The sequence below is a fragment of the Exiguobacterium sp. PFWT01 genome, from assembly GCF_018255795.1.
GTDB lineage: Bacteria > Bacillota > Bacilli > Exiguobacteriales > Exiguobacteriaceae > Exiguobacterium.
Genome location: NZ_CP073755.1, coordinates 1977497 through 1998865, shown reverse-complemented (window position 1 = coordinate 1998865; position 21369 = coordinate 1977497). Strand labels below are relative to the sequence as shown.

Genomic DNA, 21369 nt, shown 5'->3' with positions numbered 1-21369 from the left:
CAATGCAATCTGAACAAAAAGACATCCGCTTCATCATTGAACGCCAAGATGGACCGGATCAAGCGACGTATACGGAAGAATTCACGGTACCATACCGTCCAAACATGAACGTCATCTCGGCATTGATGGAAATCCGCCGTAACCCGGTCAATGCGAACGGGGACAAGACGACACCGATCAACTGGGACATGAACTGTCTTGAAGAAGTATGTGGTGCCTGTTCGATGATTATCAACGGGAAGCCGCGCCAGTCGTGTACGGCACTCGTCGATAAACTCGAGCAACCGATTCGTCTTGCACCGATGAAGACGTTCCCGGTCATCCGTGACCTTCAAGTCGACCGTCAACGCATGTTCGACGCGTTGAAAAAAGTGAAGGCATGGGTTCCAATCGATGGCACATACGACCTCGGTCCAGGACCGCGTATGCCGGAGAACAAACGTCAATGGGCGTACGAACTATCGAAATGTATGACATGTGGTGTTTGTCTTGAAGCGTGTCCGAACGTGAACGACAAATCGGACTTCATCGGTCCAGCGGCGATTTCGCAAGTCCGACTCTTCAACTCACATCCAACAGGTGCCTTCCACGCGGAAGACCGCCTCGAAGCACTCATGGAAGACGGCGGCATCATGCAATGCGGAAACGCACAAAACTGTGTCGAAGTTTGTCCGAAGGGCATCCCGCTCACGACGTCAATCGCTTCGATGAACCGTCAAACGACGCTTCACTCGTTCAAACAGTTCTTCGGTAGTGACAAAGGTCGCACCGGTTCTGCGGTCGAGGCGTAAGCGAGCCGATGACCAAGTACTTTCGAGAGCCAGGTTGGGAAACACGTGTCAAAGCAGGTGTCGCGCTCGATGTGAAAGTCCGCTTTTCGGAGTGCGACCCGTATGGTCACATGAACAACACAATTCCGTTCATCTATTTCGAAGATGCCCGGATCGAGTTGTTAGAGGCGACAGGATTCTCTTTAAAGGACGGATTCGTCGTCGTCGCCGATGCGCAATGTGACTATGTTCGACAAGTCATGCCACGTCAACAGCTGACTGTGCATGCCAATATCTTGACGGTCGGAAACACTTCATGTGATATTCATTACGGGGCATATGACGGAGAGCAACTCCTTTTCGCCGGACGGACAAGCCTCGTTCATTTAACGAAGGAAGGTCGTCCTACGGAATGGACTCCGGAATATAAAAACCGCTTGCAGAATTTTTGCGAATCCGCTATCATTTGATAATGAGTTCACAAACAAAAAATATTCTGCTGGTTCGCCTGTAGAATTGAATTTTGAAGGGAGACCATCATCTCATGGAAAAAACGTTCACAGTCGTTGCTGATTCAGGAATTCACGCTCGTCCAGCTACTCAGTTAGTTAACACAGCTTCTAAGTTCCAATCAGACATCAACCTCGAGTACAATGGTAAAACAGTTAACTTGAAGTCGATCATGGGTGTACTTTCACTCGGTATCGCAAAAGATTCTACAATCAAGATCACTGCTGAAGGTGAAGATGCAGAAGAAGCAATCAACACGCTTTCTGACATGCTCACTAGCGAAGGTCTTGCTCAGTAATTCGGGTAAGGGACGAGGCGCCACTGGCGACCTCGTCTTTTTTTGTCATGGGAACGTTTCTTTTTCCGTCCGAGGTTTTTTGGTAAGATAGGTGAGAATGGAAGTGATGAAAATGAAACGAGCGATTGGAGTCCTCGATTCAGGAGTCGGCGGGTTGACGGTAGTCAAAGAATTGATGCGCCAACTCCCTAAAGAAGAGATCGTCTATATCGGAGATACTGAGCGCTGTCCGTACGGGCCGCGTCCGCACGATGAGATTGAAGCATATACATGGGAATTGATTGAATTTTTATTGAAGAAAGACGTTAAAATGATTGTCATCGCCTGTAATACGGCGACAGCGGTCGTATTGAAGGAGGCGCGCAAACGTCTCGACATCCCGGTCATCGGTGTCATCGACCCGGGTGCCCGCGCGGCTGTCAAAGGAACGCGCAACAAGCATATCGGTGTCATCGGTACGAAGATGACGATTGAGAGCGGTTCATATGAGAAGGCGTTACGTCACGTGGCAGGTGAGGTCGATGTGTATTCACTCGCGTGCCCACCGTTCGTCCCGCTCGTAGAGGCTGGAGAAGTGTCTGGAGAGCGCGTGCGACAAGTGGTGGAGGAAACACTTCGTCCACTTCAACCATCCGAGATGGATACGTTGATTCTCGGTTGTACGCACTACCCACTCCTTGCCCCAGTCATTCAAGATGTGGTCGGACCGGACGTCCACCTCATCTCATCAGGTGACGAGACGGCGCTTGAAGTGGCTGCGATGCTCGATTATCAGGAACTTGAGAATGGATTGGATGCAGTCCCGGCACATGCCTTCTATGCGACGGGTGATATCGACCTATTTGACCGACTCGCGAGCGAATGGCTCGGGCGTCCGGTTCATGCGGAGAAAGTCGAGGTGACCGGCATTGCGTGATACGAGACGATTTGATGAACTGCGCCCAGTCGAGATTGTGCCGCACGTGAACAAGCATGCGGAAGGGTCCGTATTGATTTCAATCGGCGATACGAAAGTCATTTGTACCGCGACTGTGGAGGAGCGGGTACCGAATTTCCTTCGCGGAAAGAAGCAAGGGTGGATCAATGCAGAATATGCGATGCTCCCACGGGCGACGGGAGACCGTACTGTCCGGGAATCGGTACGTGGAAAACAATCGGGACGAACGATGGAGATTCAGCGTCTGATTGGCCGGTCGCTCCGCTCTGTCGTGGATTTAGAACGTCTCGGTGAACGGACGATTTGGGTCGACTGCGACGTCATTCAAGCGGATGGCGGCACTCGGACGGCTTCCATCACAGGTGGCTTTTGCGCGCTCGTGTTGGCCGTCGATCGCTTGATTCGCCAAGGGAAACTTGAAGATACACCGATTAAAGAAGGTGTGGCCGCGATTTCGGTCGGGCGAACGGACGAGCTTGTCTTAGACTTGGATTACCTAGAAGATGCTGCGGCAGAGGTCGATATGAATGTCGTCATGACGGCAAGCGGACGATTCGTCGAAGTACAAGGTACAGGGGAAGAGGCGACGTTCACGCTACAAGAGATGAACGAGATGCTCGCGCTCGCGCAACACGGCATCGAATCATTATTCAAGACGGCGGAAGCGGCACTCGGTGCTTCTTGGTGGTACGTCGGAGAACGTTCGGAGGAGACATTATGAAGTTGATCATTGCGACACACAATCCTGGAAAAGTGAAAGAACTCGAAGGAATGCTGACGCCGCTCGGGTTCGAGGTCGAATCACTACTCGACTATCCGGATGCACCAGAGACGGATGAGACCGGCACGACGTTTGAAGAGAACGCGGCGTTAAAAGCGACGGAGGCGGCAGCTTACTTTGGGCATGCCGTCCTCGCGGACGACTCCGGTCTTGAAGTCGACGCACTTGACGGGGCACCGGGAGTATATTCAGCCCGCTTTGCAGGTCCAGAAAAGTCAGACGAGGCAAACAATGCACTTCTTCTTGAAAAATTGAACGGAGAAACGAATCGTACGGCTCGTTTCGTCTGTGCGCTCTGTCTCGCAAAACCGAGCGGAGAGACGTTGACCGTTCGTGGAACGATCGAAGGGACAATCGGTTATTCCCCACAAGGCGAAAATGGCTTCGGATACGATCCACTCTTTATCGTCCCATCGCTTCATAAGACAGCGGCCGAGTTGGAGCGTGACGAGAAGGCGGTCGTCAGCCACCGTGGACAGGCACTACGAAAACTGGAGGCAGAAATCATACCATTCATGAAAGGATGAAGCTTATGCGTTTTCTAATAGTGAGTGATAGTCATGGTTTGACCGAAGAGTTGACGACGATTTTTGAAAGGCACGAGGCGGAAATTGATGACGCCTTCCATTGCGGGGATTCACAACTCGCCCTTGTCGATGAACATTTGTTACCTTATCGAACGGTTCGGGGGAATTGTGATTTCGGTGGAGATCTTCCCCTCGAACGCATCGAGACGACGGATGCCGGTACGATTTTAATCGTTCACGGGCACCATCATGACGTCAAATTTGATTTGAACCGTCTACGGTATCGAGCGGAAGAAGTGGGAGCGAATGTCGTCTTGTTCGGTCACTCGCATGTGGCGGGTGCGCTGATCGAGGACGGGGTCGTCTACATCAACCCAGGTTCGATTCGCATGCCGCGAGGACGAACGGACAAAACGTATGCGTTACTCGATCTCGAAGCAGGGGAAGCAACAGTGCGTTTCTATCGTTCAGAAGACGGTTCTCACGTCGAAGACTTGGACATCTCAGGAAAACTATGAGTTTCGAATGGGAAATCGATTGACAGGAAACCATTTTTCTATTATAGTTTTCATGTCAATGTCCCAATAGCTCAGCAGGATAGAGCAACGGCCTTCAAGACAAATAGGAGCCTTTATAGGGAAACAGAAACCTATAAAGTGGACGACACTATATCGGTGAAGCCTTAACAGATGATGCTGATGGTAATACCGAGGAAACTCATTCCCGATTGGGTCGAGTTGATTCGAATGTCTATGCATGTAGAGGTAGAATCAATGGAGGAGCATCATGCTCGTGAGGTTCCGTAGAGACTACACGTGTCGCACCTGAAACGGTGAAGATATAGTCCAGACTACAAACAACACGATGTTGGTGACGAAAGTCATGGTGGTAAGCTAAGCCGTCGGTCGGGGGTTCGAATCCCTCTTGGGACGCTTCCATTAAAATAGAGACGCTCTCTACGGAGAACGTCTCTTTTTTCATTTTCCGGGAAATCGATTGACAAGGAATCGCGTCCTAACGGAAGATGAAGGGGAATGGAAGAGAGGGTGAGGGAAGATGGAGAAGGAAAAGGATCAGGACTATCCGTTCCCTGGGAATTGGGCGCGTCTGCATAAGATGATTCAGGAGGCAGATGCTTCTGGGGAACGACAGCGGATCGAACCGATTTTATGGGATTGGTATCAGACGATTCCAGGTGACCCGTTTATTTTCATGGAAATCTTCCAATGTGCAATGGAACGGCCGGACGACCCAGAGACACTCGAGAAGCTGCAGGAACTCGTCAGCATCCATATGTCCGAGGCGGAAGAACCGGCCTCAGGAGGGTTGCAGATTGCGCAGTATTACATCATGCGTGACCAACCGTTTGAAGCGGCGCACTGGATCAACCAGTATCTCGAATGGCAGGACAAGAAGGATACGGTCAACACACAGGCACATCAGGTACTTCAAGTGTTGAAGATGACGGAGTTTCCGGCGGCAATTGCCAAGTTGAAACGAACGCTGACGCGAGGGAGTACGGGGGAACAGATTGAAGCATTACAACATGTTCACTTTCAAATCGACCCGGTGCTCGACAATGTGCTACATGAACTGCTCGTGTCGGAGCGTCCGAAGCTCGTCAAACTGATCGTGTTGGAAAAAGCGTTCGCCGAACTAGATGTCATCGAATGGACGGATGGGGACGTTTCGAACAAGATGACACGAACGGAAGCAAAAGCGCAGATTGAAACGTGGGAGCAGACCGTCTTTTCTCTTCAAAAATCAGTTGAAGGCGATGAGATCGGGACCCAGCTGTTGATGAATTACATGTATACGCATTATCCGTATGTGCCGACCGAAAAAGCGGATGTGGAACAGGCGCTCGTACAGGCGAAACAAGCGATTTTACATGACGAACCGGTCGACGGTTTAGCCGCGGAGATTTTAGAGGCGGACCTTCGCTTTACACAGGCGTTATTAGACTAAATCCTTGTGTGCTTACCGAGGATTTATGCTATAATACGGATTGTTGTACATTTTTGTACGGTATAAACGAATTGTTGGAGGGACTTAGCATGACAGCAAAATGGGAAAAAACATCAGGTAGCCAAGGCGTACTCACGTACGAAGCTCCTGCAGAAGCTTTTGATAAAGCAGTTGACGCCGCATTTAAAACAGTCGTCAAAGACTTGAACGTGCCTGGCTTCCGTAAAGGTAAATTGCCACGCCCAATGTTCAACAAAATGTATGGAGAAGAAGCACTCTATCAAGATGCGCTCGACATTCTCTACCGCGACACAATCCAAGGTGCGGTTGAAGAAGCTGGTTTCGAACCAATCGCGCTCGAAAACATCGATGTAGACGGCACGCTCGAGAAAGGCAAACCAGTCGCTTTCAAAGTGACATTCGTGGTTGAGCCAGAAGCTGAGCTTGGCGAATACAAAGGCCTCGAGTACGAAGCTGTTTCAACTGAAGTAACAGAAGATGAAGTAACAGCAGAACTTGAAGCACTTCAACAGCAAGGCGCAGAACTAGCTGTTAAAGAAGGTGCAATCGAAAACGGCGATACAGCTGTCTTTGATTTCGCAGGTTTCGCTGACGGTGAGCAGTTCGAAGGCGGCACAGCTGAGAACTACACACTCGAAATCGGTTCTGGCCAATTCATCCCAGGATTCGAAGAGCAAATGATCGGCATGACTGCTGGTGAAGAAAAAGACGTTGAAGTAACATTCCCTGAAGAGTACCACGCTGAAAACTTGGCGGGTAAACCAGCGACATTCAAAGTCAAACTTCACGAAGTCAAAACAAAACAAGTTCCTGAACTCGACGACGAGTTTGCAAAAGACATCGACGAGTCTGTTTCGACACTCGACGAGTTGAAAGCAAGCATCCGTGAGCGTTTAGAAGCTGGTAAGAAACAAGAAGCTGAAGGTACAATGCGCGACCAACTCGTAGAGCAGGCAACTGCTAACGCGACAATCGACGTACCTGAAGTTCTCGTTGAACAAGAAGTTGACCGCATGGTACAAGAGTTCGGTTCACGTGTATCTTCACAAGGAATCGACCTTAACATGTACTTCGAGCTCACTGGTACTTCTGAAGAAGCAATGCGCGAAGAGATGAAAGAGCAAGCTGAAGAGCGCGTAAAAGCTCGTCTCGTCTTGAAAGCAATCGCTGACAAAGAAGCAATCGAAGTATCTGACGAAGATGCTGAGAAAGAGCTTGAAGAAATGTCTAAACTTTACAACATCGCCCCGGACCAACTCCGTACGATGCTCGCTCCGCAAGGTGGACTTGAGACACTTAAAGGTGACCTCAAATTCCGTAAAGCGATCGACATCCTCGTTGAAAACGGTAAAGCGAAGTAAGCTGATATTCGAAGGGACGACTGCCTAGCGGTCGTCCTTTTTTCTGTCACAGCACATTGCATGTGTAATTCTTTGAAGTCGCAATATGTTCATGCTACAATTATTTCAACGCAGAGATGTAAAATGTCTTTTCACGGTGCATCGCACCAGAAAATACAAATCGCGATTTATCGCACTTACATCCATTTTCACCACAGAAGGGGTGTATCGAATGTTCAAATTTAACGAGGAAAAGGGGCAACTCAAGTGCTCGTTTTGCGGAAAATCGCAAGAACAAGTTCGTAAGTTAGTCGCCGGTCCTGGCGTATACATTTGCGATGAATGTATCGAACTTTGCAATGAAATCGTTGAGGAAGAGCTCGGTGTAGAGGAAGAAGTCGAATTCAAAGACATTCCAAAACCACAAGAGATTCGTAACATCCTAGACGATTATGTCATTGGTCAAGACCGCGCCAAACGTGCGCTTTCAGTTGCTGTCTATAACCACTATAAACGGATCAACGCCGGTGGCCGTTCGGATGATGTCGAACTTGCGAAGTCGAACATCGTCATGATTGGACCAACGGGTAGCGGTAAGACGCTTCTCGCTCAGACGATGGCTCGCGTCTTGAACGTCCCATTCGCAATCGCGGATGCGACGAGCTTGACGGAAGCAGGTTACGTCGGGGAAGACGTTGAGAATATCTTGCTCAAATTGATTCAATCGGCTGACTATGATGTCGAGAAGGCTGAAAAAGGGATCATCTACATCGATGAGATCGATAAGATTGCCCGTAAGTCTGAAAACCCATCGATTACGCGTGACGTATCCGGTGAAGGCGTTCAGCAGGCGCTCCTTAAAATTCTTGAAGGCACGACAGCAAGCGTACCGCCACAAGGTGGACGGAAGCATCCGCATCAAGAATTTATCCAAATCGACACGACAAACATTCTCTTCATTGTCGGTGGCGCATTCGCCGGCATCGAATCGGTCGTCAAACGCCGCATCGGGAAGAAAGTCATCGGTTTCGGAAACGATCAAGAGAATCGCGAGTTGACGCAAGAAGACTTGCTCGCCCGCGCACTCCCTGAAGACCTTCAAAAATTCGGTTTGATTCCTGAGTTCATCGGACGTTTGCCAGTCATGGCGACGCTCACGACACTCGATGAGGAAGCACTCGTTGAAATCTTGACGAAGCCGAAAAATGCACTCGTCCGTCAGTACGAGAAAATGCTCGAGCTTGATGATGTCGAATTGACGTTCACAGACGAAGCATTGATCGAAATCGCCAAACTTGCGATCAAACGTAAGACTGGCGCGCGCGGTCTCCGCTCGATTATCGAAGAAATGATGCTCGATGTGATGTTCACCGTCCCATCGCGTGACGATATCGAGAAAGTCATCATCACGGATGAAACGATTACGGGTCTTGCCGGTCCGAAATACGTCCTTCGTGACGGTACTGTCGAACAGACAGGGGACAACAAAGAGACAGCATAATTCTTTAACGAAGAAGGCTCAAACACTCGGCACATCCGAGTTTTGGGCCTTTTTGCACAGGAGGCGTTGTATATGGAAAAATTACCAATCCTTCCTTTGCGAGGAGTCGTCGTATATCCGCTCATCGGTGTGACCATCGATGTCGGACGCCCGTTATCCCTTCGGGCGCTCCTTGCCGCAAAGGAGCATGAAACAGATTTGATTGTCGTGACACAGAAAGAAACTGGGAACGAGTCTCCAGAACCGGAAGACTTGTACACGGTTGGAACGCGTGTCCACATCGCGAAGATGAGTGAACTGTCGAACGAGACGATTCGGGTTCGAATCGTCGGGAAAGAGCGCGTCCGTGTCGACTCGGTCGAATCGACAGATGAAGGATGGTTCGCCAACATCGAACCGGTCGAACTCGTAGAAGGGGAAGAGGTCGAACGAACAGCACTCGTCCGTCTGTTGAAAGAACAGTTCGGAAAACTCGTCGCAAACATTAAGGGTATGTCGCCAGATGAGCGTCGTCGTTTCGAGATGTATGAGCGGCTTGAATCGCTCACGGACTATATCACGTCGAAACTCGATGTCGACGTCGAGCTCCGCCAAGCGATGCTTGAAGAGGCGGATGCCGTCAAGCGAGGACTTGAACTGCTTGAAATCATCGCACACGAGGTCGAAGTGATTGAGCTCGAGCAAGAGATGCGCGAGCGGACGAAGAAGTCTATTGAGCAGTCGCAGCGCGAGTACTACTTACGAGAACAAATGAAGACGATCCAACAAGAACTCGGTGACCAGACGCAAGAGTCAGAACCGAACCGCCTTCGTGAGAAGCTAGAGGCGCTCGACTTGCCAGAGACGACGCGGAAGAACGTCATGCGTGAAGCGGAACGATTGAACGTCGTGCCGCAGACGTCTCCGGAGTATGCGGTCATCCGTAACTACCTCGACTGGGTCACCTCTCTTCCGTGGGGCATTGAGACGGAAGATAAGCTTGACGTGAAACATGCGGCAGACGTCCTTGATGATGACCATTACGGCTTAGAATCGGTAAAAGACCGTATCCTCGAGTATTTGGCCGTCCGCCAGTTGACGAACTCGCTTCGTGGACCAATCCTCTGTCTCGCCGGACCTCCAGGGGTCGGGAAGACGTCACTCGCCCGTTCGATCGCCTCGGCACTTGAACGTCACTTCGTTCGTGTCTCACTCGGTGGTGTGCGTGATGAGGCGGAAATCCGTGGGCACCGTCGTACGTATATCGGTGCGATGCCAGGACGGATCATCCGTGGGCTGAAGCAAGCGGAAAGCAAAAACCCGGTCTTCTTGCTCGATGAGATCGACAAGATGGCTTCTGACTTCAGAGGGGACCCGGCGTCCGCGATGCTAGAAGTGCTCGACCCGGAACAAAACGTCTCCTTCTCGGACCACTACATCGAAGAACCGTTCGATTTGTCGAACGTTCTCTTTATCGCGACGGCGAACGATGTCTCACAAATCCCAGCACCGCTTCTTGACCGGATGGAACTGATTCAAATCGGTGGGTACACGGAGCTTGAGAAAGTAGAGATCGCGAAGCGCCATTTGGTGCCGAAACAATTGACAGAGCACGGATTGAAGAAGAGTCAGTTGACGATTAAAGAAGATGCGCTCTATGAAGTCGTACGTCGTTACACACGTGAAGCCGGCGTCCGGAACTTAGAACGCGTCATCGGATCACTCTGCCGAAAAGCCGCGAAACAAATCGCCATCGGGGAGAAGAAACGGGTCACGATTTCGAAAAAGGCGATCATCACGTATCTCGGGAAGCCGAAGTATCGTTACGGAAAAGGAGAGACCGAGGACTCCATCGGTGCGGTTACAGGCCTTGCCTACACGGCGTTTGGTGGCGACACGCTCACAATCGAAGTGGCGCTCGCTCCAGGGAAAGGCAAACTTCAGTTGACGGGTAAACTCGGTGATGTGATGCAGGAGTCCGCACAAACAGCATATAGCTATGTCCGTGCAAACGCAGAGCGGTTCGGGATTGACCCGACGTTCTATGAGCGACAAGACATTCACATTCACGTGCCAGAGGGTGCCGTGCCAAAAGACGGACCGTCGGCGGGAATCACGATTGCGACGGCCTTGATTTCCGCATTGACCGGGAAGAAAGTCCATCGTGATGTCGGGATGACAGGTGAGATCACACTCCGTGGACGTGTCTTGCCGATCGGCGGATTGAAAGAAAAAGCGCTCGCTGCTCATCGAGCCGGGTTGACGACCATCGTCATTCCGAAAGATAATGAGCGAGACATCGATGATATTCAAGAGACGGTTCGTGAGAAATTGACGTTCGTTCCCGTGACGACACTCGATGAAGTACTAGATGTAGCATTTGGAGGAAATTAAATGAAGATCAACAAAGCAGAGTTCGTGACGAGTGCCGTCGCGCCAGACCATTACCCGGTCCATGAATTGCCGGAAGTGGCACTTGCCGGGCGGTCAAACGTCGGGAAATCGTCGTTCATCAATAAGATTTGCCAACGGAAGGCGCTCGCACGGACGTCTTCGAAACCAGGGAAGACACAGACCCTCAACTTCTTCAACATCAATGATGAGATCATGTTTGTTGACGTTCCGGGATATGGATATGCGAAAGTATCAAAGACGGAACGTGAGAAGTGGGGCGTCATGATGGAACAGTATTTGACGAGTCAAGAGGCGCTTCGCGGCGTCGTCTTACTCGTCGATATCCGTCATGAACCGACGGGTGACGATGTGACGATGTACAATTTCTTGAAACATTATGAGATTCCGGTCATCGTTGTGGCGACGAAGCTCGATAAAATCAAGAAGAGTCAGCGTCAAAAACATGAGGCAGCGGTGAAACGCAAGCTTCAATTCGATCCATCTGACCGTTTTGTCGCCTTCTCGGCCGAAACGGCAGAAGGAAAAGACGAGGCATGGAAAGCGATTTACGCACTCATCACAGAAGGCGAATAAGGAGAAGGCGAAGGGATTCCTTCGCCTTTTTGTTTTTGTCAGCCCGCAAGCGGGTAATTATCGTATAATCATAGTTAGTACATAGTCATCATTGTAAACGAGGTGGAGAAATGCAACGCATGTTTGAAAACAAATGGTATCGCGCCCTCTTTTGGACGCTGACCATCTTTTTAGTCATTTGGGTCGGGACACAGATCTCATTCGTGTTTGAACCGATTCAAGTTATTTTGGCACTCGTCACGGTTCCGCTTATTGTGGCCGGACTCTTCTTTTATTTCCTGGTCGGGATTGTCGACTTCTTAGAGAAACGCTTAAAAGGGAAGAGAACACTAGCTGTAGCCATCACACTGATCGGACTCGTGCTTATTTTTACACTTGTCTTCAGTATTCTCGGACCGGTTTTAGGCGAACAAATCACATCGCTCGTCAACGCTATGCCGAGTATCGCAAAAGAACTTCAGAAACAGGCGTTCGCTGTCCGTGACACGTTGCTACAAAATGAGTTCTTTGCACGCTTCATGGCAGAAAATGACGAGATGTTCCGTAACTTGACGACGAACATCACGTCGTACTTAGGTGATCTGTTCGGAAATATCGCCTCGTCATTCGGTCAAGTCGTTGGTTTCGTGACGTCAGCGGTTATCACGATCGTCGTCATTCCGTTCATGCTTCTTTACATGTTGCTCGACGGGAAACGCTTGCCGGACGCTATCGTCAAACTCTTGCCCTCGAGCTATGAGAAAGAGACACGTCATATCTTGCATGACATGCACGAGACGGTGCGGAGTTACGTCAACGCTCAGTTGCTCGTCGCATTCTTCGTCGGAATCACGTCACTGATCGGTCTTTGGATCATTGGAGTGGATTATGCCATCTTGCTCGCACTTTTCATGATGGTAACAAATATCATCCCTTACGTTGGACCGTTCCTAGGGGCTGCACCGGCAGTGGTCGTGGCATTCATTCAAGATCCGATCAAGGTATTATGGGTCATCGTTGTCATCATCGTCGTGCAGCAGATTGAGTCGAACGTCATCTCGCCACTCATTCAAGGGAAGTCGTTAAAAGTACACCCGCTCACGATTATCATCGTCTTGCTCGTGGCCGGGAATTTGGCCGGCATCATCGGAATGCTCATCGCTGTACCGTTCTATGCGGTCGCCAAAACGGTTGTCCAGAATATCGTTCGCATCTATAAATTACGAGAACGAGAACATTATTTGGATAAAGAGGAGCCTGAGAGTTCGATTATCACGGACCCGAACTCGCCAAATCTATAAGAAGAAAGGGTAGGAATGGAGTTTCGCCATTTCTACTTCTTTTTGTCACAAAAAGTTCTTATTTTATTTCAGGAAAATCAAACAGAAGATTATAGTTACCAGATAAGAACTGTTATAATGTACGGTAGAGATTGAAATAAAGAAGAGATAACCGTCGGTGGATTTTAGATGAGGGGAAGAGATACATGCATATTGTCGTCGTTGGACTAAATAACAAGACAGCCCCTGTCGCGATTCGGGAGCAGTTCTCGTTTGGGGAGCAAGAAATCGTGGATGCGATGATTGCACTTCGCGAAGAGAAGAGCATTTTCGAGTCGGTTATTTTGTCTACGTGTAACCGGACGGAGCTGTACGTCGTGACAGATCAACTCCATACTGGACGTTATTACACGAAACGTTTCTTGGCGAACTGGTTCAACCTAGAGATGGAGCAGTTCACACCATACTTGTCGATTCGAGAAGGGGAAGAGGCGATTCGCCACTTGTTCCGTGTCACGTCGGGCCTCGACTCGATGATCATCGGGGAAACACAAATTTTAGGTCAAGTGAAGACGAGTTTCTTCCGTGCCCAGGAGCATGGAACGACAGGAACGGTCTTCAACAAATTATTCAAAGAAGCGGTCACACTCGCCAAGCGCGCCCATACGGACACGCAAATTGGGGAAATGTCTGTATCGGTCAGTTCGGCTGCCGTGACGCTCGCACAAGAGATGTATCAACAGCTTGAAGACAAACAAGTCGTCGTCGTCGGAGCCGGTGAGACGGGTGAATTGACGACACTCAACTTATTTGAAGCAGGTGCGAAACAAATCGCTGTCTTCAACCGGACGGAGAGCAAAGCAAAAGCTGTAGCGGATAAGTTCAAAGGCCGTGCCCATTCGATTCGTGAGATCGCATGTGGATTACTTGATGCAGATATTTTGATTAGTTCGACCGGGGCGAAGGATGCCGTCATTGGATACGACGATGTAGCGGCTGCACAGTTGTTGCGCCGCGAACGTCCGCTTCTTCTCATTGACATCGCTGTGCCGCGAGATATCGATCCAGCGGTCGCGACACTTCCGGGTGTGCATTTGTTCGATGTCGATGATTTGAACGGAATCGTAAACAAAAATCTTGAAGCGCGTCTCGTCGAGGCTGAAAAGATTGAAATGAAAATCGATGAAGCGATTCAAGAGTTCCAAACATGGCTCATCACGCTCGGTGTCGTGCCAATCATGAACGAGTTGCGTGCCCGTGCCCTTGATATTCAAGAAGACACGATGACGAGTCTTGAGCGTAAGCTCGACCATTTGTCAGCACGCGACAAGAAAGTTATCGGGAAGCACATGAAGTCGATCATCAATCAAATGCTTCGTGACCCGATTGACTACATTAAAGACGCAGCGGCTCAACCGGACGCGAACGTTCGAATCGCTCAATTCATCGAGACGTTCGGACTTGATGTCGAGTTGCCGGAACAACCTGTAGACGAAGTGGAAGAAACAGATGCCACTTCTGCCAAAGCACCACTTCGCGCATTGATGCGCTAACAAGACAAAAAGGCGACGCGTGTCGCCTTTTTCTATGAAGGAGAGATTGAACATGCGGAAAATCATTGTCGGCTCACGCCGTTCCCAACTCGCCATGACTCAAACAAAATGGGTCATCGAGCAGTTGAAGCAAGCTGGAGCAAAGAACGAGTTCGAGATTAAAGAAATCGTGACGAAAGGTGACCAAATCGTCGACGTGCAATTGTCAAAAGTCGGTGGGAAAGGGTTGTTCGTCAAAGAGATTCAACAACAGATGCTCGCTGGGGACATCGATTTCGCCGTACACAGCATGAAAGACGTTCCGGCCGAACTACCAGAAGAACTCTATATTAGCTGCATGCCGAAACGTGTCGATGCGCGTGACGTCCTCATCTGTGAGAACGGCTACACGTTCGAGACGCTTCCAAAAGGTTCAATCGTGGGAACGAGTTCACTCCGTCGTGGTGCTCAAATTTTGGCAGCACGTCCTGACCTTGAGATTCAATGGATCCGTGGAAACATCGATACGCGTCTGAAGAAGTTGGACTCGGAGAACTACAACGCCATCTTGCTTGCGAAAGCAGGACTCGAGCGGATGGGGTGGACAGATCGTGTCGACTTTGAAGCGCTCGACCCGGACGTCATGGTACCGGCTGTCGGCCAGGGCGTACTCGCCATCGAGAGCCGCAAGGACGATGCAGAAGTTACAGCAGTGCTTCAATTGTTGCATGATGATGTGACGGCGAAAGCGGCTACAGCGGAGCGCACCTTCTTAAAAGCGATCGAAGGAAGTTGTCACGTTCCGGTCGGCGGTTATGCGACGGTCGATGGTGACGATGTGACACTGACAGGTCTCATCGCGTCAGTGGACGGGAAAGAAGTGCTTCGCGTGACGAAAACGTCAACGGACGGCGTTGCACTCGGACAAGCAGTCGCAGAAGAATTGCTCGGTCGTGGCGGGCGTGAAATCCTCGCCTCGGTCAATGAGTGACGTTTGGTACACGGGAACGAAACGAATGACCGCTTCGCAACGGGCACGGCTCGAGGCGAGCGGTCTTTCCGTTCATCATGTCCCGCTCATTCAGACGAGAGAGACGTTTACACCGCCACCCGTGGAACGATTCGATTGGCTCGTCGTGACGAGTCAAAACGCGGTGCCCGCCCTTCAGAATCTGACGCGTGACGTCAAAGTCGCCGCTGTCGGAGAGAAGACGAAACGGGCGCTCGAAGCCGAAGGGTTCACCGTCTCGCTCATGCCGGAGACGTATACAGGTGAGGCACTCTTTAAGCAGTTACGCGATGTCGTGTCAACCGATGACGTCGTTTTGTTCGCGCGTGGCAATTTGGCGAACACGTCCCATATGTCGATGTTGCCTCATGTACAGGACTGGGTCGTCTATGAGACTGTTCCAGTGGCGTTGACACCGGCGCAACAGCAACAACTCGAAACCGTGAAGGCGCTGCTCGTCTTGAGTCCGTCGGCCGTCGAGGCGCTCACGCCACACTTGTCCCGCTTCAACGGCACGTGGTACGCCATCGGCGAAGTGACCGAACGCGCCGTCCGACAAGTGTCGACGTTACCGATACGAGTGCCAGAATGTTATACTATGGATGCATTAATACAGTGTGTAGGGGAGGATTTTTCATGAACCAGTTTGACCGTCACCGTCGTCTTCGCTCATCGAAGTCGATGCGTGCCCTCGTACGTGAAAATCATGTTCGAAAAGAAGATTTGATTTACCCGCTCTTCATCATTGAAGGGACTAACATTAAACGTGAAGTCAGCTCGATGCCTGGCGTCTTCAATTATTCACTTGACCGACTCGAAGAAGAGATTAAAGAAATCGTCGACCTCGGTCTCCAATCTGTGCTCTTGTTCGGCGTGCCGGAACATAAAGACCCAGAAGGCAGTGAAGCGTATCATGACCACGGCATCGTCCAAGAAGCGATCCGTAAAGTGAAAGAGTGGGCGCCACAGCTCACGGTCATCGCCGATACGTGCCTCTGTGAATACACGTCGACAGGTCACTGTGGTCTCGTGAAGGATGGGGACGTCGATAACGACGCATCGCTACCCCTTCACGTCCAGACGGCGATCACGCAAGCACAGGCGGGTGCCGATATCATCGCACCGAGCTCGATGATGGACGGATTCGTTGCAGCTATCCGCGAAGGTCTCGACCAGAACGGATTCAGCCACATTCCAATCATGAGCTACGGCGTCAAATATGCGTCTGCGTATTACGGACCGTTCCGTGACGCAGCTCAATCAGCTCCTGGAGAAGGCGACCGTAAAGGGTATCAGATGGACCCGGCGAACCGTCGCGAGGCGTTCCGTGAGTCACAATCGGACGTGGAACAAGGTGCTGACTTCATGATCGTCAAACCGGCTCTCGCGTTCATGGACATCATCCGTGACATGCGCGACTCACTCGATATGCCAATCGTGGCGTATAACGTGAGCGGTGAGTATGCGATGATCAAAGCCGCGTCACTCAACGACTGGGTCGATGAAGAACGCATCGTCATGGAAACGATGGTCGGATTCAAACGTGCCGGTGCCGATCTCATCGTCACGTATTTCGCAAAAGACGTCTGTCGCTATTTGGAAGGAGACTACGCATGACATACAACCAAACGCGCTCACAGGAAGCGTTCGAACAAGCCCGCCCGCTCATGCCAGGCGGTGTCAACAGCCCGGTCCGTGCCTATAAATCGGTCGGCATGACGCCAATTTTCGCCGAACGCGGTGACGGCTCACGCGTCTATGACATCGACGGCAACGAATATATCGATTACGTCCTCTCATGGGGACCACTCATCCTTGGTCACCGCAATCCGGTCGTCACGAAAGCGATTCAAGAACAAGCCGAAAAAGGCTGGACGTTCGGGACGCCGACCGAGCTTGAGACGAAGATGGCAGAACTCGTCATCGACCGCGTCCCATCGATCGAGATGGTCCGTATGGTCAACTCGGGAACAGAAGCGACGATGGCGGCACTTCGCCTCGCACGCGGCTACACAGGGAAGACGAAGATTTTGAAGTTCGAAGGATGCTACCATGGACATGGGGATTCGCTTCTCATCAAAGCCGGGTCTGGCGTCGCGACGCTCGGTCTTCCAGACTCACCAGGTGTACCGAAAGAGCTTGCGAGCCATACGCTCACGGTTCCTTACAATGATTTGGACGCAGTCCGCGTCGCCTTTGAAAAATACGGTGATGATCTCGCTGGCGTCATCGTCGAACCGGCCGCAGGAAACATGGGCTTCGTGCCACCACAACCAGGATTCCTCGAAGGACTCCGCGAGATCACGGAACAAAACGGCGCGCTCCTCATCTTTGATGAGGTCATGACGGGCTTCCGTGTCGGGTACAACTGTGCACAAGGGTACTTCGGTGTCACACCGGATCTCACATGTCTCGGAAAGGTCATCGGCGGCGGACTTCCGGTCGGCGCTTACGGCGGGAAACGCGAGATCATGGAACAGATTGCACCGCAAGGTCCGATCTATCAAGCAGGTACGCTCTCGGGTAACCCTCTCGCGATGATTGCCGGTTACACGACACTCTCGCAACTCAAACCGGAGCACTACGCCGAGTTCGAGCGTAAGGCAGACCGTCTCGCTGAAGGCTTCACACAGGCCGGTGAGAAATACAACATCCCACACGACACGAACCGTGCCGGCTCGATGTTCGGTTTCTTCTTCACGAACGAGAAAGTGACGAACTTCGAGAAAGCGAAGTCGGCAAACCTTGAGATGTTCCGTTCGTACTATCAGAAGATGGCGGCGCGCGGCGTCTTCTTGCCACCGTCACAGTTCGAAGGATTGTTCCTCTCGACGGCTCATACGGACGAGGATATCGAGAAGACGATCGCAGCGGTCGAGGCGACGTTCAAGGAGCTTCAAGAAGAGTTTTCACTCTAATCTTGACTGCTGACGTTTCTGTCGCTACAATTATTTAACAGATACGATGAATGGCTTTGATGAGGAGTAGTACGCATACTCCATTCCTTTTAGAGACGCGACCGCTTGGTGAAAGGTTGCGAGGGATGGACGCGGAAGTCGCCTCGGAGCTGACTTTCTGAATGGAGTAGGAAAGTTCGGTCCATCGACCGTTATTCGATTTTGAGGGCGCCACTTGTTGGCGAACTAAGGTGGTACCGCGGAAGATCACGGCTTCTTTCGTCCTTAGCGTATAGGACGAGAGAAGCCGTTTTTGTGTTTATTAAGATATAGAGGAGGCGCCACACATGGCCCATGAGACAAATGAAATTACCATGCCGACGAAGTACGACCCAAGTGCGACGGAGTCAAAATGGTACGACTACTGGTTAGAGAACGATGTATTTAAAGCAGACGAGGACGATTCGAAACAACCGTACACGATTGTCATCCCACCACCGAACGTTACGGGGAAACTTCACCTCGGGCACGCCTGGGATACGACGCTCCAAGACTTGTTGACACGCCTCAAGCGTATGCAGGGCTATGACGTGCTCTGGCTCCCAGGGATGGACCACGCCGGGATTGCGACACAAGCGAAAGTCGAGCAAAAGCTCCGTGAAGAGGGTATCATGCGTTACGACCTCGGACGTGAGAAGTTCCTCGAGAAGACGTGGGAATGGAAAGACGAGTACGCGAAGACGATTCGCGACCAATGGTCAAAACTTGGTCTCGGTCTCGACTACTCGCGTGAGCGCTTCACACTCGACGAAGGGCTCTCAAAAGCCGTTCAAGAAGTATTCGTCCGTCTTTATGAAAAAGGCTTGATCTACCGTGGCGAATATATCGTCAACTGGGACCCGGCTCAAAAGACGGCCGTTTCAGATATCGAGGTCATTTATCAAGAAGTCGAGGGTGCATTCTATCACATGAAATACCCACTCGCTGACGGTTCAGGTCATATCGAGATCGCAACGACACGTCCCGAGACGATGCTCGGTGATACGGCGGTTGCCGTCAACCCGAAAGATGAGCGTTACACACACCTCATCGGCAAGACGATCATGCTTCCGGTCATGAACCGCGAGATTCCAATCGTTTCGGATGACTACGTGGACATGGAGTTCGGTACAGGTTGCGTGAAGATCACGCCAGCCCACGACCCGAACGACTTTGAAATCGGAAACCGTCATGAGCTTCCACGCATCCTCGTCATGGACGAAGGCGGGAAGATGAACGAGAACGCAGGCATTTACGAAGGGCTCGACCGCTTCGAATGCCGCAAGCAACTCGTCAAAGATCTTGAGGCAGACGGCACACTCGTGAAGATTGAGCCGCACACGCACTCGGTCGGTCACTCAGAGCGTTCAGGCGCAGTCATCGAGCCATACCTTTCTAAACAATGGTTTGTTGACATGGAGCCACTCGCGAAAGCGGCACTCGAGGCACAAGGAAACGACGACACGAAAGTCAACTTCGTCCCAGAACGCTTCGAAGGCACGTACCTCCGTTGGATGGAGAACATCCGAGACTGGTGTATCAGCCGTCAACTTTGGTGGGGCCACCGCATCCCGGCTTGGTACCATAACGAGACAGGAGAAGTGTATGTAGGGAAAGAAGCGCCAGCGGACAGTGAGAACTGGACACAAGACGAAGACGTCCTCGACACATGGTTCTCGTCAGCACTTTGGCCGTTCTCAACAATGGGCTGGCCGGATGCGGACGCACCGGACTTCAACCGTTACTTCCCGACGAGCGCGCTCGTTACAGGATACGACATCATCTTCTTCTGGGTATCACGGATGATCTTCCAATCACTCGAGTTCACAGGGAAGCAACCGTTCAATGACGTCCTCATCCACGGTCTCATCCGTGACTCGGAAGGACGCAAGATGTCGAAATCACTCGGTAACGGCGTTGACCCGATGGAAGTCATCGACCAGTACGGAGCCGATTCACTCCGTTGGTTCCTCCTCACAGGTTCGACACCAGGGAACGACCTTCGTTTCTATTGGGAGAAGATCGAGTCGACATGGAACTTCGCAAACAAGATTTGGAACGCGAGCCGTTTCGCACTCATGAACATGGATGGACTCAAAGTGGAAGACATCGACCTCACAGGTGAGAAGACGCTTGCTGACAAGTGGATCTTGACGCGCTTGAACGACACAATCGACCAAGTGACACGCCTCGTCGACAAGTACGAGTTCGGTGAAGCCGGTCGTTACTTGTACAACTTCATCTGGGAAGAGTTCTGTAACTGGTACATCGAGATGGCGAAACTCACGTTATACGGTGAGGACGAAGCAGCGAAGCGCACGACCCGTTCGGTCCTCGCGCATACGCTCGATTCGATCATGCGTCTCATGCACCCGTTCATGCCGTTCCTTACAGAAGAAATTTGGCAACACTTGCCGCACGAAGGCGATTCAATCGTTCGTGCAAGCTATCCGACGCGTCGTGACGACCTTCACTTCGCAGACTCGGTTCCAGCGTTTGAAGCTGTGATGAACGTCATCCGCTCGGTTCGTAACATCCGTGCCGAAGTGAACGCACCGATGTCGAAACCGATCCAGCTCTTCATCTCGACGAGCGACGATGCGACACAAGGGTACTTGAGCGCGAATGAAATGACGATCGGCAAGTTCACAAATGCGACAGAGCTTGAAATTGGACGTGGTCTCACGGCCCCGGACAAGTCGATGTCCGCGATCATGACGGGAGCGGAGCTCTTCATCCCGCTCGCCGACCTCATCAACTTCGAAGAAGAAATCGCCCGTCTTGAAAAAGAAGTGGCGAAGTATGAGAAAGAAGTCGAGCGCGTGCAGAAGAAACTCGGAAACCAAGGCTTCATCGCCAAGGCGCCGGCTCACGTCATCGACGAAGAGAAAGCAAAAGAAAAAGACTACCTCGACAAGCGTGACGCGGTCCGCGCCCGTTTGGAAGAGTTGCGTAAGTAAGACACACCTTCTTTGGAGATTGACTCTCTGAAGAAGGTTTTTTTGTGTTTTGG

19 protein-coding genes and 1 other annotated feature are annotated in these 21369 nt (G+C 51.2%); all 19 genes read left to right on the top strand.

What is annotated here, in order from left to right; genetic code table 11:
• The first annotated feature begins 2 nt into the window (after positions 1-2).
• The 19 genes from sdhB to KD909_RS10235 all read left to right on the top strand — a co-directional run bounded on the left by sdhB (position 3) and on the right by KD909_RS10235 (position 21316).
• Positions 3-791, top strand: coding sequence for a succinate dehydrogenase iron-sulfur subunit (gene sdhB, locus KD909_RS10325; protein ID WP_193343274.1), 789 nt, complete (start codon positions 3-5; stop codon positions 789-791).
• 8 nt (positions 792-799) lie between these two features.
• Positions 800-1240, top strand: coding sequence for an acyl-CoA thioesterase (locus KD909_RS10320; RefSeq protein WP_074032771.1), 441 nt, complete (start codon positions 800-802; stop codon positions 1238-1240).
• Between the two features lie 74 nt (positions 1241-1314).
• Positions 1315-1578, top strand: a complete 264-nt coding sequence (locus tag KD909_RS10315; protein WP_015881106.1) for a phosphocarrier protein HPr — start codon at positions 1315-1317, stop codon at positions 1576-1578.
• A 112-nt stretch (positions 1579-1690) separates the two neighbouring features.
• Entirely contained in the window at positions 1691-2494 is an 804-nt protein-coding gene (racE, locus tag KD909_RS10310; RefSeq protein ID WP_305798180.1) for a glutamate racemase, read from the top strand.
• Positions 2487-3236, top strand: a complete 750-nt coding sequence (gene rph / locus KD909_RS10305; protein ID WP_211781495.1) for a ribonuclease PH — start codon at positions 2487-2489, stop codon at positions 3234-3236. Before racE ends, rph begins: the two co-directional genes overlap by 8 nt.
• Entirely contained in the window at positions 3233-3823 is a 591-nt protein-coding gene (locus KD909_RS10300; RefSeq protein WP_015881109.1) for an XTP/dITP diphosphatase, read from the top strand. Before rph ends, KD909_RS10300 begins: the two co-directional genes overlap by 4 nt.
• Positions 3824-3828: 5 nt before the next feature.
• Positions 3829-4341 (top strand): metallophosphoesterase family protein, encoded by a 513-nt coding sequence (locus KD909_RS10295; RefSeq protein ID WP_015881110.1) that lies wholly within the window; start codon positions 3829-3831, stop codon positions 4339-4341.
• A gap of 538 nt (positions 4342-4879) precedes the next feature.
• On the top strand, positions 4880-5791 hold the full coding sequence (locus tag KD909_RS10290) for a hypothetical protein (RefSeq protein WP_211781494.1): 912 nt from the start codon (positions 4880-4882) through the stop codon (positions 5789-5791).
• Positions 5792-5880: 89 nt separating this feature from the next.
• Positions 5881-7173: a trigger factor gene (gene tig / locus KD909_RS10285; protein ID WP_015881112.1), complete on the top strand. Its 1293-nt coding sequence runs from the start codon at positions 5881-5883 to the stop codon at positions 7171-7173.
• Positions 7174-7384: 211 nt separating this feature from the next.
• Positions 7385-8653: an ATP-dependent protease ATP-binding subunit ClpX gene (gene clpX, locus KD909_RS10280; protein ID WP_015881113.1), complete on the top strand. Its 1269-nt coding sequence runs from the start codon at positions 7385-7387 to the stop codon at positions 8651-8653.
• 72 nt (positions 8654-8725) lie between these two features.
• Complete coding sequence (gene lon / locus KD909_RS10275; RefSeq protein WP_074037530.1) at positions 8726-11026, top strand: endopeptidase La; 2301 nt, start codon at positions 8726-8728, stop codon at positions 11024-11026.
• Positions 11027-11620 (top strand): ribosome biogenesis GTP-binding protein YihA/YsxC, encoded by a 594-nt coding sequence (gene yihA / locus KD909_RS10270; RefSeq protein ID WP_211781493.1) that lies wholly within the window; start codon positions 11027-11029, stop codon positions 11618-11620.
• Positions 11621-11730: 110 nt separating this feature from the next.
• A complete protein-coding gene (locus KD909_RS10265) occupies positions 11731-12900 on the top strand; it encodes an AI-2E family transporter (protein WP_211781492.1) in 1170 nt (389 codons plus the stop codon).
• A 185-nt stretch (positions 12901-13085) separates the two neighbouring features.
• Positions 13086-14432, top strand: a complete 1347-nt coding sequence (gene hemA, locus KD909_RS10260; protein WP_074037529.1) for a glutamyl-tRNA reductase — start codon at positions 13086-13088, stop codon at positions 14430-14432.
• 52 nt (positions 14433-14484) lie between these two features.
• Positions 14485-15402, top strand: a complete 918-nt coding sequence (gene hemC, locus KD909_RS10255) for a hydroxymethylbilane synthase (protein WP_211781491.1) — start codon at positions 14485-14487, stop codon at positions 15400-15402.
• A 25-nt stretch (positions 15403-15427) separates the two neighbouring features.
• The gene (locus KD909_RS10250) at positions 15428-16060 is read left to right on the top strand and encodes a uroporphyrinogen-III synthase (RefSeq protein WP_211781490.1); all 633 of its coding nucleotides are present in this window, start codon (positions 15428-15430) and stop codon (positions 16058-16060) included.
• Complete coding sequence (gene hemB, locus KD909_RS10245; RefSeq protein ID WP_015881120.1) at positions 16057-17037, top strand: porphobilinogen synthase; 981 nt, start codon at positions 16057-16059, stop codon at positions 17035-17037. Before KD909_RS10250 ends, hemB begins: the two co-directional genes overlap by 4 nt.
• On the top strand, positions 17034-18338 hold the full coding sequence (gene hemL, locus KD909_RS10240; RefSeq protein WP_211781489.1) for a glutamate-1-semialdehyde 2,1-aminomutase: 1305 nt from the start codon (positions 17034-17036) through the stop codon (positions 18336-18338). The genes hemB and hemL overlap by 4 nt, the downstream gene beginning before the upstream one ends.
• Positions 18339-18385: 47 nt before the next feature.
• Positions 18386-18607, top strand: a binding site (T-box leader).
• A 57-nt stretch (positions 18608-18664) separates the two neighbouring features.
• Complete coding sequence (locus tag KD909_RS10235; protein WP_211781488.1) at positions 18665-21316, top strand: valine--tRNA ligase; 2652 nt, start codon at positions 18665-18667, stop codon at positions 21314-21316.
• The last annotated feature ends 53 nt before the right edge of the window (positions 21317-21369 follow it).

What these genes read in the sequence shown, in the direction of transcription:
- KD909_RS10320 (WP_074032771.1), top strand. Translation starts at nt 800, where the DNA reads ATGACCAAGTACTTTCGAGAGCCAGGTTGGGAAACACGTGTCAAAGCA.
- lon (WP_074037530.1), top strand. Translation starts at nt 8,726, where the DNA reads ATGGAAAAATTACCAATCCTTCCTTTGCGAGGAGTCGTCGTATATCCG.
- hemA (WP_074037529.1), top strand. Translation starts at nt 13,086, where the DNA reads ATGCATATTGTCGTCGTTGGACTAAATAACAAGACAGCCCCTGTCGCG.
- KD909_RS10250 (WP_211781490.1), top strand. Translation starts at nt 15,428, where the DNA reads ATGACCGCTTCGCAACGGGCACGGCTCGAGGCGAGCGGTCTTTCCGTT.
- KD909_RS10235 (WP_211781488.1), top strand. Translation starts at nt 18,665, where the DNA reads ATGGCCCATGAGACAAATGAAATTACCATGCCGACGAAGTACGACCCA.
- KD909_RS10265 (WP_211781492.1), top strand. Translation starts at nt 11,731, where the DNA reads ATGCAACGCATGTTTGAAAACAAATGGTATCGCGCCCTCTTTTGGACG.
- KD909_RS10315 (WP_015881106.1), top strand. Translation starts at nt 1,315, where the DNA reads ATGGAAAAAACGTTCACAGTCGTTGCTGATTCAGGAATTCACGCTCGT.
- hemB (WP_015881120.1), top strand. Translation starts at nt 16,057, where the DNA reads ATGAACCAGTTTGACCGTCACCGTCGTCTTCGCTCATCGAAGTCGATG.
- hemC (WP_211781491.1), top strand. Translation starts at nt 14,485, where the DNA reads ATGCGGAAAATCATTGTCGGCTCACGCCGTTCCCAACTCGCCATGACT.
- yihA (WP_211781493.1), top strand. Translation starts at nt 11,027, where the DNA reads ATGAAGATCAACAAAGCAGAGTTCGTGACGAGTGCCGTCGCGCCAGAC.
- sdhB (WP_193343274.1), top strand. Translation starts at nt 3, where the DNA reads ATGCAATCTGAACAAAAAGACATCCGCTTCATCATTGAACGCCAAGAT.
- KD909_RS10300 (WP_015881109.1), top strand. Translation starts at nt 3,233, where the DNA reads ATGAAGTTGATCATTGCGACACACAATCCTGGAAAAGTGAAAGAACTC.
- KD909_RS10295 (WP_015881110.1), top strand. Translation starts at nt 3,829, where the DNA reads ATGCGTTTTCTAATAGTGAGTGATAGTCATGGTTTGACCGAAGAGTTG.
- tig (WP_015881112.1), top strand. Translation starts at nt 5,881, where the DNA reads ATGACAGCAAAATGGGAAAAAACATCAGGTAGCCAAGGCGTACTCACG.
- hemL (WP_211781489.1), top strand. Translation starts at nt 17,034, where the DNA reads ATGACATACAACCAAACGCGCTCACAGGAAGCGTTCGAACAAGCCCGC.
- racE (WP_305798180.1), top strand. Translation starts at nt 1,691, where the DNA reads ATGAAACGAGCGATTGGAGTCCTCGATTCAGGAGTCGGCGGGTTGACG.
- KD909_RS10290 (WP_211781494.1), top strand. Translation starts at nt 4,880, where the DNA reads ATGGAGAAGGAAAAGGATCAGGACTATCCGTTCCCTGGGAATTGGGCG.
- clpX (WP_015881113.1), top strand. Translation starts at nt 7,385, where the DNA reads ATGTTCAAATTTAACGAGGAAAAGGGGCAACTCAAGTGCTCGTTTTGC.